General features: G+C 37.2%; 12 protein-coding genes. 6 read left to right on the top strand and 6 right to left on the bottom strand.

Annotated elements, in window-relative coordinates; translation table 11 throughout:
• Window positions 1-83 precede the first annotated feature (83 nt).
• The 4 genes from LU301_RS02175 to LU301_RS02160 form a co-directional block, all read right to left on the bottom strand.
• Window positions 84-659 carry a Maf family protein gene (locus LU301_RS02175; protein WP_305272101.1) on the bottom strand — a complete coding sequence of 192 codons (576 nt, stop codon included), beginning with the start codon at window positions 657-659 and terminating at the stop codon, window positions 84-86.
• Window positions 647-1,138 carry a rod shape-determining protein MreD gene (mreD, locus tag LU301_RS02170; protein ID WP_305272099.1) on the bottom strand — a complete coding sequence of 164 codons (492 nt, stop codon included), beginning with the start codon at window positions 1,136-1,138 and terminating at the stop codon, window positions 647-649. Before mreD ends, LU301_RS02175 begins: the two co-directional genes overlap by 13 nt.
• A complete protein-coding gene (gene mreC / locus LU301_RS02165) occupies window positions 1,128-1,982 on the bottom strand; it encodes a rod shape-determining protein MreC (RefSeq protein WP_305272097.1) in 855 nt (284 codons plus the stop codon). Before mreC ends, mreD begins: the two co-directional genes overlap by 11 nt.
• 109 nt (window positions 1,983-2,091) lie before the next feature.
• Window positions 2,092-3,135 (bottom strand): rod shape-determining protein, encoded by a 1,044-nt coding sequence (locus LU301_RS02160; RefSeq protein ID WP_305272095.1) that lies wholly within the window; start codon window positions 3,133-3,135, stop codon window positions 2,092-2,094.
• A 128-nt stretch (window positions 3,136-3,263) separates the two neighbouring features.
• Here LU301_RS02160 and gatC point away from each other — a divergent pair, with 128 nt between their 5' ends.
• From gatC to LU301_RS02130, 6 genes are all read left to right on the top strand, one after another.
• A complete protein-coding gene (gene gatC, locus LU301_RS02155; RefSeq protein ID WP_305272093.1) occupies window positions 3,264-3,578 on the top strand; it encodes an Asp-tRNA(Asn)/Glu-tRNA(Gln) amidotransferase subunit GatC in 315 nt (104 codons plus the stop codon).
• 203 nt (window positions 3,579-3,781) lie between these two features.
• Window positions 3,782-5,260, top strand: coding sequence for an Asp-tRNA(Asn)/Glu-tRNA(Gln) amidotransferase subunit GatA (gene gatA, locus LU301_RS02150; RefSeq protein WP_305272091.1), 1,479 nt, complete (start codon window positions 3,782-3,784; stop codon window positions 5,258-5,260).
• The gene (gene gatB, locus LU301_RS02145) at window positions 5,260-6,714 is read left to right on the top strand and encodes an Asp-tRNA(Asn)/Glu-tRNA(Gln) amidotransferase subunit GatB (protein WP_305272089.1); all 1,455 of its coding nucleotides are present in this window, start codon (window positions 5,260-5,262) and stop codon (window positions 6,712-6,714) included. Before gatA ends, gatB begins: the two co-directional genes overlap by 1 nt.
• A 71-nt stretch (window positions 6,715-6,785) precedes the next feature.
• Complete coding sequence (locus LU301_RS02140) at window positions 6,786-8,708, top strand: HsdM family class I SAM-dependent methyltransferase (RefSeq protein ID WP_305272087.1); 1,923 nt, start codon at window positions 6,786-6,788, stop codon at window positions 8,706-8,708.
• A complete protein-coding gene (locus tag LU301_RS02135) occupies window positions 8,701-9,381 on the top strand; it encodes a restriction endonuclease subunit S (RefSeq protein ID WP_305272085.1) in 681 nt (226 codons plus the stop codon). Before LU301_RS02140 ends, LU301_RS02135 begins: the two co-directional genes overlap by 8 nt.
• A gap of 26 nt (window positions 9,382-9,407) precedes the next feature.
• A complete protein-coding gene (locus tag LU301_RS02130) occupies window positions 9,408-9,887 on the top strand; it encodes a restriction endonuclease subunit S (RefSeq protein ID WP_305272083.1) in 480 nt (159 codons plus the stop codon).
• Between the two features lie 30 nt (window positions 9,888-9,917).
• Here the strand turns inward: LU301_RS02130 and LU301_RS02125 are convergent, their stop codons facing one another.
• Window positions 9,918-11,312: an ATP-binding protein gene (locus LU301_RS02125; RefSeq protein WP_305272080.1), complete on the bottom strand. Its 1,395-nt coding sequence runs from the start codon at window positions 11,310-11,312 to the stop codon at window positions 9,918-9,920.
• A gap of 12 nt (window positions 11,313-11,324) precedes the next feature.
• On the bottom strand, window positions 11,325-12,125 hold the full coding sequence (gene ompR / locus LU301_RS02120) for an osmolarity response regulator transcription factor OmpR (RefSeq protein ID WP_305272078.1): 801 nt from the start codon (window positions 12,123-12,125) through the stop codon (window positions 11,325-11,327).
• Window positions 12,126-12,170 lie beyond the last annotated feature (45 nt).

Here is a 12,170-nt window from a genome sequence, read left to right as displayed (position 1 = left end):
TAAGATGGATTATTGAGCAAGTATTGATTTGAATATTATTCTATTTGCTTGTTTTTACTATAATATTTTTTGAATGATTTGTATCAAACAAAATGTTTTAATAATTGCATAGTTTCATATAATGGCAACCCCACTACATTACTATAACTACCACGAATAGATGGAATAAATTGACTGGCAATGCCTTGTATCGCATAAGCCCCTGCTTTACCGATTGGTTCACCTGTCGCCCAATAATCCAATAATTGTTGTTCGGTTAATGCACAAAATTCAACTTCGGTGCATACTACTTGACTAAATTGTTGTTCTGAATTAGCAACACAAACACCTGTATAAACTTGATGATAACGCCCTGATAATTTATGCCAAATCTCCATTGCTTGCTGTAAATTTTCTGCTTTACCAATAATTTCATCATCAACACAAACCGTGGTATCCGCAGCAATCACTAATTTATCAGTATGATGTTTTAGCACCGCTTGTGCTTTTTGTTCAGCTAAACGTTGTACATAATGAATTGCTGTTTCTCCATTTTGCACACTTTCATCAATATCAGGGGCAATAATCTCAAATGATAAACCCATTTGACTTAACAATTCACGACGACGTGGCGAACTGGATGCTAAAATTAATGGTTGTTTAAGTATTAAGCCTTCCATTTTTTCAGTACCCAATACACAAGTGGAAAAATCATAATACTACTTAATAAAGGTTGCCAATGACGAGTATCAATAAAGTTAATATTAGCTAAACTAAAGGCAATCCACATAACCAACACATAAATTAGTACTGCTAAACTACTTACTAGCCATAACAATACAAAATGTAAGTGGGCAAATTCTCGTGTAAATTGGCGTGCTAAAAAGGTTAAAATCACAAAACTCAGTGCATTTGAACCCAAAGGTAAATTGAGTAATAAATCGGTAATGATGCCCATTGTAAAAGCAAACCACACACCACACCACATCGGTTGGCAGAGTACCCAAAAAATAGTAATTAAAAATAAAGTATGTGGTCGCCACCCAGCAACAGCATAAGGTAAAGGATAAACCATCAACACTGTACTAACGATAACAGAGACAATGATAACAAGCAAAGGGTCTTTTGCCTTATTTGATGATAGTAGCCTATTGAGCATTCACACGACCCTTATTTGAATTGTTAGTAAAAAGTAAAGCAACATGATGGGCTGCTGCTAAATTTGCGACTGATTGTACTTCAATTTCAGCAAATTCATCAGTACTATGGCGTTGAATTTTACTAATCGTTCCCACCAAATAACCTGCAGGAAAATTTACACCTAAACCAGAAGTATAGACTTTATCACCCACCTCAATATCCGCATTGGTGGTAACATATTTCATTTCTAAACGTTGTAAATCGCCAGTCCCTGTTACGATACCACGCATTCCCGTACGCTCCACACGCACCGAAAGAGAATGCTCTTTATCGGACAGTAACATCATACGGCTACTATTTGCATACACTTCAACAATTTGCCCCATCACACCTTGATGGTCAAGCACCACTTGTCCTTTATATACACCATCTTTTTGACCACGATTAATAATTAATAAATGGCGTAACGGGTCGCTATCAGTACCGATGACTTCAGCAATTTCAATACGCCCATCTAAAATCATTGGTGTATTGAGCATACCACGTAAACGTGCATTTTCAGCACTCAATTGTGATAATTTTTGTAAGCGAACTTGGGTTTGCAACAACTCTACTTGCATAGCCTTATTTTCACGAACCAATTGGTCATAAGACTTACCTTGCTGTTGTAACCATTCAGTAGAAATAGTTGGATAATGTGCAATACTATAAATAGGGTCATACGCTGCACGTAAAACTTCACGCACAGGTTCAAGTACCTTCGGCATACGCCAATCCACAAACAAAATGACCAAACTTGTGATAACTGCCATTGTTAAAGCACGATAGCTTGGTGGTTGTCTGGAAAAGATATTTTGATTCACCTAAATTTCCGCACTCATATAAGCAAATATAGACTATTGATTTAATAAAGCCATCTTGACGATGGCTCTATCTCATATTCCTTAGCCTAATACATTCAACGCTTTAGACTTATTCACCCACAAATAACATATTATGATTTGGATTGTTAAATAATTCTAAAACTTTACCACCACCACGTGTTACACAAGTCAGTGGGTCTTCAGCAACTAACACTGGCAAACCTGTTTCTTTAGCAAGCAATTTATCTAAATTACGCAATAATGCACCGCCACCTGTTAAAACAATACCACGCTCAGCAATATCTGATGATAATTCTGGTGGTGTTTGCTCTAAAGCTACTTTTACAGCAGATACAATACTGGCGATAGGGTCTGCAATTGCCTCAACGACTTCTTCAGAAGTAACAGTAATTGCACGAGGAACACCTTCCACGATACTACGTCCACGCACTTCAATTTCAAGCACTTCTTTATCGCTCATAGCACGACCGACTTCTTGCTTAATTTGTTCCGCAGTGGTTTCACCAATGATACAATTATGTGTTTTGCGTACATAATTAATGATATGCTCATCAAATACATCACCACCGACACGCAATGAATCAGCATACACACAACCTTGTAATGCAATAATTGCGATTTCAGTGGTACCACCGCCTATATCAACCACCATTGAACCACAAGCTTGTTCTACAGGTAAACCTGCACCAATCGCTGCCGCCATAGGCTCTTCAATCAGGCGTACATCTCGTGCACCTGCATTCAGTACTGCTTGACGAATTGCACGGCGTTCAACAATGGTTGATTTACACGGTACACACACCACCACACGTGGTGCAGGTGGAATAAGACGCTTTTCATGAACTTTATTGATAAACTGATGTAACATGGTTTCTGTTACTTCAAAATCTGCAATTACGCCATCTTTCATCGGACGAATAGCAGAAATATTAGCAGGTGTACGACCAAGCATCTGCTTAGCATCATCGCCAACAGCTGCTACAATATTTTGCGAACCACTATGACGAATTGCCACTACAGTTGGTTCATCTAAAATAATACCACGATCAGGTGCATAAATTAACGTATTTGCCGTACCTAAGTCGATTGCAAGATCCTGCGAAAACAAGCCTAAAAGTCGTTTTAAAATCACGGGTCATTTCCCAATTAAATTGTGTGGAGTAAAAGTGCTAAATTTAACGAAATATGATAAATTGAACAAGTCAAACCCTTATTATATCCTATATTGCATGGATTATTCATCTTTTATGAGGTAAATTTATGTCAAAAGACCAATTAGCAGACGATTGTTTGCTCAATTCTCAAACAGTTTCCAGTATTGCAAAACTGGCAAAATTGTCATTTGATGATACGCAATGTGTTGAATATGCTCAAAGTTTAAGTAAAATTTTAGCCATGATGGAGCAGTTACAAAAATTCGACACAAAAGATGTTGAGCCATTAAAAAGTCCATTCGATAATGCCCAACCTTTACGCACTGATACTGTAACAGAATGTAATCAACGTGAGCAATATCAAGCGGTTGCTCCTGCAACACAAGCAGGTTTATACCTTGTACCGCGTGTGATTGAATAATTTTTAGGCATTTAAACAGCTTATTATTTTTACATTAATATTGTGATTGACCAATGATTTTGCATAATATAGTGTGTAGGGGCGAAATATTTTTCGCCCAAAAGCAATCGACGTTGGGCGAATGATTATTCGCCCCTACACCATCATCTTATCAATATTTTATTTTGTTTATTACAATATCCCAAAACTTTTTTGAATAGATTATGAGCAATTTACATCAACTTTCCATTCGTGAGCTATCGCAAGGCTTACAACAAGGGCAATTTTCATCGGTGGAATTGACCCAACATTATTTAAAGCGTATTGACGTATTAGACAGTAAAATCAATAGTTTTGTCACTGTTACGCCAGAATTGGCATTGGCGGAAGCAAAACAGGCAGATGAATTGCGTCAAACAGGTCATGCAGGATTCTTAACAGGTATCCCTCTCGCCCACAAGGATATTTTTTGTACACAAGGTATCCGTACTTCGGCGGGTTCAAAAATGTTGGACAACTTCATTTCACCTTATGATGCCACTGTGGTGGCAAAAGCCAAACAGGCAGGCTTAGTCACTTTAGGTAAAGTGAACATGGACGAATTTGCGATGGGTTCAACCTCTGAAAATTCGTATTATGGTGCAACACGCAATCCTTGGGGCTTAGATTATGTACCCGGTGGGTCGTCTGGTGGTTCATCGGCAGTTGTATCAGCAGATTTAGCACCTTTTGCCACGGGAACAGATACAGGCGGTTCAATTCGTCAGCCAGCATCATTCTGTGGCATTACTGGTTTAAAACCAACCTATGGGCGTGTGTCTCGTTTTGGTATGATTGCCTATGCATCAAGTTTAGACCAAGCAGGTCCAATGGCTCGTTCAGCTGAAGATTGTGCTTATTTAATGAACGTCATTGCAGGACATGACGAAAAAGACAGTACATCAGTTCATCGTGAAACTGATGATTATGTGGCGAATTTATCAGCAACAAATTTAAAAGGTTTGCGTATAGGGATTCCTAAACAGTATTTCAATGTACAAGGTTTAGATGCTGAAGTCAAAACTCATGTGGAAAACGCATTAAAACAACTCGAGCAAATGGGTGCAGTGTTAGTTGAAATTGATTTAACCATGACAGATGCCTATGTACCAACCTATTACTTGCTTGCTCCAGCAGAAGCATCATCAAACCTTTCTCGTTATGATGGGGTGCGTTATGGTTATCGCTGTGAAAACCCACAAGATTTGAATGATTTATATACTCGTTCACGTTCAGAAGGGTTTGGTGCAGAAGTACAACGCCGTATTTTAATTGGAACATATGCTTTATCAGCAGGTTATTATGATGCTTATTATGTTAAAGCACAGAAAGTCCGCCGTTTAATTCAACAAGATTTCATCAAAGCTTTTGCACAGGTTGATGTAATTGCATCACCATCAGCACCAACAACAGCTTATAAAATTGGTGCATCACTGGAGCCAGTGGAGTTATATTTGGGTGATATTTATACATTGGCAGTTAATTTAGCAGGTTTACCAGCCATTAATGCGCCTGTTGGCTTTGATAAAAAACAACTTCCTATTGGTTTACAACTGATTGGTAATTATTGGTCAGAAAGTCAATTATTATCAATTGTTCATCAATATCAACAACACACAGACTGGCATTTACAACGCTCGCCAATCGCTCAGGAGAATGTATAATGGCTAAATTAATTGATGGTTGGGAAGTGGTCATCGGCTTAGAAATTCACACACAACTCAATACCAATTCTAAAATCTTCTCTGGTTCAAGTATTGCTTTTGGTGCAGAGCCAAATACACAAGCAAGTTTGATTGATTTAGCATTGCCGGGCGTGTTGCCTGTATTAAATGCAGAAGTTGTCAATAAAGCGATTCGTTTTGGTTTGGGAATCAATGCGGAAATTGACCGTGCATCAGTGTTTGCTCGTAAAAATTATTTTTATCCTGATTTACCAAAAGGCTATCAAATCAGCCAAATGGATAATCCAATTGTAGGTAAAGGCTATATTGATATTTACCTAGAAGATGGTGAAACAAAACGCATTGGCATTACTCGAGCCCATTTAGAAGAAGATGCAGGTAAGTCTTTGCATGAAGATTTTGCAGGTATGACAGGCATTGACTTAAACCGTGCAGGAACGCCATTATTGGAGATTGTATCAGAGCCTGATATGCGTTCGGCTGAAGAAGCAGTGGCTTATGTGCGTGCAATTCATACATTAGTGCGTTGGTTAGGGATTTCTGATGGCAATATGGCGGAAGGTTCATTCCGTTGCGACTGCAATGTCTCCATTCGTAAACCCAATCAGCCTTTTGGGACACGTTGTGAATTAAAAAATATCAATTCATTCCGTTTTATTGAACAAGCAATTAAAGTAGAAATCGAACGTCAAATTGATATTTTAGAAAGTGGCGGAACGATTGTACAAGAAACTCGTTTGTTTGACCCAAATAAAATGGAAACACGTTCAATGCGAACAAAAGAGGAGGCGAACGATTACCGTTACTTCCCTGACCCTGATTTATTGCCTGTACATATTTCAGAGCAACAAATTGCTGATATTCAAGCAGATATGCCAGAATTACCCAAAGCTCGTCAAGAACGCTTTGTCCGTGATTACGCCTTGCCAGAATATGATAGCCGTATTTTGACACAATCTCGTGAAATGGCAGATTATTTTGAAGATGTGGTAAAATCTGCTGGCGGAAATGCACAAGCAAAAGCATCGGCAAACTGGGTGATGGGAGAACTTTCTGGGGCATTAAATAAAGCCAATATTGAGATTACACAATCGCCAATTTCTGCACAGCAATTAGGTGGCATGATTGCTCGTATTGCTGATAATACAATCAGTGGTAAAATCGCTAAACAAGTCTTTGGTTATTTGTTAGAAAGCGAAGGTAAATCAGCAGATGATATTATTGCCGAACACGGTTTAAAACAAGAAACCGATACAGGGGCAATTGAAGCCATTATTAAAGAAGTCTTAGCCAATAACCAAACAATGGTGGACGAATATAAAGGCGGAAAAGAAAAAGCCTTTAATGGACTGGTCGGACAAGTAATGAAAGCAAGTCGTGGTAAAGCCAATCCTGCACAGGTGAATGAATTGCTTAAAAAATTGATTGGTTAAAGTTAGGTAAACTTTTATAAATGCCTTATCTTAAAATAAGGCATTTATTTCTATTAAATTTTGGATAAACAATGGCAAAGAAAGAAAAATCTACCGATTTTTGGGTATATGATTTATTAAAAAATGCTGATATTGCAGATAATTTTGACACACAGGGGAGTTCTATTTTAGAAATAGATACCGCCCTAAAAAGTGCATCAAAAGCCAAAACAGGCAAAGTAGGTATGCCTGAATTTGTTGGTGTGGTTAAAGATTTTTTGATTGTCATTGAAGATAAAAAAGATGTTACCCTACATCAAAAGTACAATGAGCAAAATCTGATTTGCCAAGAAACAGACAGCATAAAAAATTATGCCGTCAATGGTGCAATACATTATGGCATTCATCTAAGCCAGCACACAACTTATAAAAAGATTATCGCCATTGGTGTCTCTGGCGATGAAAAACGCCATCACATCACGCCCATTTTTATTAACGAGCGTGGCGAATATAAAGAATTAACCAATATTGAAACCTTTATTTCTTTTAATGAAAACAATATTGACGAATATTATATTAAAGAAATCCTAAAAGAACAAACACCCCAAGAAAAAACTACCGCAGAAATTCTAAAAAACGCCAAAGACCTACACGAAGATTTGCGTAATTATGGGAGTATTCAGGACAAAGACAAGCCATTAATTGTCTCTGGGATTTTATTGGCTTTACGAGAAATGGAATACAAAAACTTCTCCATTGATGATTTGATTGGCGATGATATAACAACCGATGGCGAAAAAATCTATACTGCCATTGAAAATCATTTAAAAAGAGTCAAAGTATCACCAGAAGTCAAAAAAGACAAATTACTTAATCAATTTTCGGTCATCAAAGACACCAAAATCATCAATGAAATTAATGACAACTTAAAGAAAACACCCCTAAAACATTATACCGAGTTTTTATACAGACACATCTACCAAAATATCAAATACACCCAATCCGCCGAAGATTATTTGGGGCGGTTTTATGGCGAGTTTATGTCGTATTCTGGCGGTGATGGGCAAACACTCGGCATTGTTTTAACCCCAAAACACATTACCGAAATCTTTTGTGAACTTGTCAATTTATCGCCTGATGATTGTATTCTTGACCCTTGCTGTGGTACGGCTGGATTTTTGATTGCAGGTATGCACCATATGCTCCAAAAAGCCACCAGCGATAAACAAAAAAATAACATTCGTAAAAATCAACTGCACGGCATTGAATTACAGCCGTATATGTTTACCATTGCCACCACCAATATGATTTTACGTGGCGATGGCAAAAGCAATTTAGACCAAGAAGATTTTTTGAAACAAAATCCTGCTAAATTACAATTAAAGGGCTGTAATATTGGTATGATGAATCCGCCTTATTCACAAGGCTCAAAACAAAATCCCAATCTGTATGAAATCGCCTTTACCGAGCATTTATTAAACAGCTTAACACCTGATGGCAAGGCGGTTGTTATTGTTCCGCAGTCATCAATGACGGGCAAAACCAAAGAAGAACAAGCCATCAAAGCCAATATCTTAAAACATCATAGCTTAGAAGGCGTGATTACTTTAAATAAAAATACTTTTTATGGTGTTGGCACCAATCCGTGTATTGCCGTATTTACCGTAGGCATACCGCACGATAAAGAAAAACTGGTTAAATTTATTAACTTTGAAGATGATGGTTTTGAAGTCCAAAAACACAAAGGCTTAATAGAAACCGAATCCGCCAAAGACAAAAAAGAACATCTGCTTAATGTCTGGCGTGATGAAATTACCGCACCAACCAAGTTTTGTGTCGAGACAACCATTGAAGCTGACGATGAATGGCTACACTCATTTTATTATTTTAATGATGAAATTCCAAGTGAAGCCGATTTTGAAAAAACGGTCGCCGATTATTTGACTTTTGAAGTGAATATGATTACGCACGGTCGTGGTTATTTGTTTGGTATTGGGGAGAATAATGATGAATAAGTTAAAATTGACGGACAGGGAGTGGCACAATTTTCGTTTAGGTCAAATTTTTGATATTGAAAACTGTAAATGCTCCAAAGTTTCAGGTATTCCATCAGGAAATACACCTTATGTTGGAGCAACAAATAGAAATAATGGCATAATTTCCTTTATAGAAAACAAATCGGAATTAATAACCAAAGGAAATTGTATTGTTTTTATTTGTGATGGAGAGGGTTCAATTGGTCTATCTATCTATAAATTGGAAAATTTTATTGGTACAACAACTGTAAAAGTTGGCAGAAATCCAAACTTAAATCGCTATACTGGCATGTTTATTTCCACGATTTCAAATAGAGCCAGAGGAATGTATAATTTTGGCTATAAAAGAAATGAGAAAAATTTAAAAAGAGAAATCCTTTCCTTGCCTATTGATAGTCAAGGTAATCCTGATTGGCAATTTATGGAAAATTACATCAAGCAGATTGAACAAGAGAAAATCAAGCAATTAATTGGCTATTATCAAACCAAATTACTTGACAACCAACTAAAAAATGATAGAGAGTCGAGAGTCGAGAGTCGAGAGTCGAGAGTCGAGAGTCGAGAGTCGAGAGTCGAGAGTCGAGAGTCGAGAGTCGAGAGTCGAGAGTCGAGAGTCGAGAGTCGAGAGTCGAGAGTCGAGAGTCGAGAATAGTATGGGCAAAATTTAAATTAAGTCAAGTGTTTTTTATTCATTCTGGTGTGCGTTTAACCAAATCAGATATGATAACAGGCGATATGCCATTTATTGGGGCGACTGAATTTAATAATGGCATTACCGAATTTGTGAGTAATACCAATGCCAGTCTTGATAAAAATGTCTTGGGCGTTAATTATAATGGGAGTGTGGTAGAAAATTTTTATCACCCTTATGATTGTATTTTTTCTGATGATGTAAAAAGACTGGAATTAAAAAATAAAGATTATGCCAATAAATGGGTATATTTATTTTTAAAAACCGCCATTTTGCAACAAAAAGAAAAATATCAATATGGTTATAAATTTAACGCCCAAAGAATGAGTAAGCAAACCATTATGCTACCCACCGATGATAACGGTGAGCCAAATTGGGCGTATATGGAAAGCGTGATGAAAGAGATTGAAATGAAACAAATTTTAACCACCATCAAGCATCATTGTAAATTGGCAAATGAATTGTGAATAAGAACTCTCAAAATGACTCTATCTACCCTATTCAACCAATTGCAACGGTAAAGTAATCATCACTTGTAAACCGCCATCAACATGATTTTGAATGACTAATTCGCCTTGATGAATATCCACAATACGTTTTACAATCGCCAATCCTAAACCACTACCTTGTATCGTGCGTGCTTCATTGCCACGCACAAAAGGTTGCATTAAATCTTGAATTTGTTCTTTGGGAATGCCTTGCCCACAATCTCGCACACAAACCACCATTTTATCTGTTACCGTATAAGCTGACAACTCTATCGGCTCTGCTCCATAACGTTTGGCATTATTAATTAAATTGGCAATCAAACGTTTAAATGATAAAGTACGGATCATCATATCTGGTACAATTTGTGCTTGAAAACGTACATCTAAAGGTTTGAATTGTATCACTAATTCTTGTAATATATGATTAATATTGGTTAATTTTAATTCTTCATCAGAACCATCTCGCATATAAGAAATAAATTGCTCCAAAATGGCATCCATATCATCAACATCATAAATCAAGCCTTCTTTTAAAAACTCATCAGGCAACATTTCCGCAGTTAAACGAATACGAGTTAAAGGCGTACGTAAATCATGTGAAATCCCTGCCAACATTATTTTACGGTCTTTTTCTGTTTGTTCTAAATTTGCCATAAGTTGATTAAAAGCCAAATTTACTTGGCGAATTTCCACAGGACCATGCGTTGTAGATAAATACGGTGCATGACCTGTTTTGCGATATAAATTAGCGGTATCTTGTAAACGGCGTAAAGGACGATTTTGCTGACGCACTAAAATTAAAATAATAATAAATGTTACAATTGGTACACCTAATAGCCATGCTAAAATTAATTCACGACTATAATTAGCATAAGTGGTCAAAGGTTCAGATACCCAATGACCATTCATTTCAGGGGTTTGAATCCAAATACGTGGACTTGGTTTTAATTGGAAATAAACCGTTACATTTTGGGCTTGTAATTCCTTTTCTAAAACTTGTTCAATACGGCTTGTAAAAAAATCCGCAATCACTTTTTTCTTGACTTTTGGATAATACTTAGGATCAGTTACATATTCAAAGCCTAAACGCTGTTGTAACCAAAGATGTTGATCTAATTCTGTATCGCCATCAAAAATACGCAAATTATCATTGTTTATCAATTCTAATTCAATAGCTAAATAACGTGCGTGTTGTTGAATTTCAGGCAGATACAACGTTCGCCAGAAAAACCATAAGGACATACTCAAACTGAATATAACCACTGCACTCACTAAAATCGTGGTACGCATGACTGATGAGCGTGGTTTTATTTTATCCCAAAAACGCTGATCCGATGTACGCTTTTCAGGGACATAGCTTGTATTTGTATCCAGTTGTTCTGGCGAAATGGGGTCTAATTTCATGAAAATAGCAAATTATGACTCATGATCAGGTACAAAAACATAGCCCGTTCCCCACACCGTTTGGATATAGCGTGGGTGGCTTGCATCAACTTCGATCATACGGCGTAAACGTGAAATTTGCACATCAATCGAACGTTCCATAGCCCCCCACTCTCGTCCTCGTGCTAAAATCATTAATTTATCACGTGTTAAAGGCTCTCGTGGGTGTTCTGCAAACGCTTTTAATACCGCAAACTCACCTGTTGTTAAACTGATATTCTCATCATTTCGGCTTAAGGTGCGTGTTGCTAAATCTAATTTCCAATCGCCAAAACTAATCACATCATAATTTAAACGACTCGGAGCTCCCGGAATATCACGCGTATGACGGCGTAGTACTGCACGAATGCGTGCCAATAATTCATTAGGATTAAATGGTTTTGATAAATAGTCATCAGCACCTGCATTTAAACCGTCAATACGATCGGTATCACTCCCTTTTGCCGTGAGCATCACAATCGGCATTTGTGTGCCTTGTTCACGCAAACGCTCACAAATTTGTAAACCTGTTTCATTGGGCAACATAAAATCCAGCACCATCAATGAAAAAGTTTCACGCTCAAGTAAACGATCCATTTCACCACCATCATGAGCAGTACGCACGATATAGCCTTTATCTTCTAAAAAACGCTGTAATAACGTGCGTAAACGTACATCATCATCAACGATTAAAATACGTTCAATACGGACTTTTTCACCATCAACATCAGTTTGTGGTGTTAATTTAGTTTTGTAATCCTGTGCGGAATTATTATTATTAATCTGGTTCATCATCATCTCACTCTATAACTTCATTCTCTTTGAGTATAATCGATTTTC

Source organism: Moraxella sp. ZY210820 (assembly GCF_030674635.1).
Lineage (GTDB): Bacteria > Pseudomonadota > Gammaproteobacteria > Pseudomonadales > Moraxellaceae > Acinetobacter.
The sequence above is the reverse complement of the archived record's forward strand: the minus strand, read 5'-3'. Positions and strand labels throughout refer to the sequence as shown.

Bases quoted from the DNA above. Each gene is read 5' to 3' on its own strand.
- LU301_RS02175 (WP_305272101.1), bottom strand. From the start codon at position 659: ATGGAAGGCTTAATACTTAAACAACCATTAATTTTAGCATCCAGTTCG.
- mreD (WP_305272099.1), bottom strand. From the start codon at position 1,138: ATGCTCAATAGGCTACTATCATCAAATAAGGCAAAAGACCCTTTGCTT.
- gatC (WP_305272093.1), top strand. From the start codon at position 3,264: ATGTCAAAAGACCAATTAGCAGACGATTGTTTGCTCAATTCTCAAACA.
- gatA (WP_305272091.1), top strand. From the start codon at position 3,782: ATGAGCAATTTACATCAACTTTCCATTCGTGAGCTATCGCAAGGCTTA.
- gatB (WP_305272089.1), top strand. From the start codon at position 5,260: ATGGCTAAATTAATTGATGGTTGGGAAGTGGTCATCGGCTTAGAAATT.
- LU301_RS02140 (WP_305272087.1), top strand. From the start codon at position 6,786: ATGGCAAAGAAAGAAAAATCTACCGATTTTTGGGTATATGATTTATTA.
- LU301_RS02135 (WP_305272085.1), top strand. From the start codon at position 8,701: ATGAATAAGTTAAAATTGACGGACAGGGAGTGGCACAATTTTCGTTTA.
- LU301_RS02125 (WP_305272080.1), bottom strand. From the start codon at position 11,312: ATGAAATTAGACCCCATTTCGCCAGAACAACTGGATACAAATACAAGC.
- ompR (WP_305272078.1), bottom strand. From the start codon at position 12,125: ATGATGAACCAGATTAATAATAATAATTCCGCACAGGATTACAAAACT.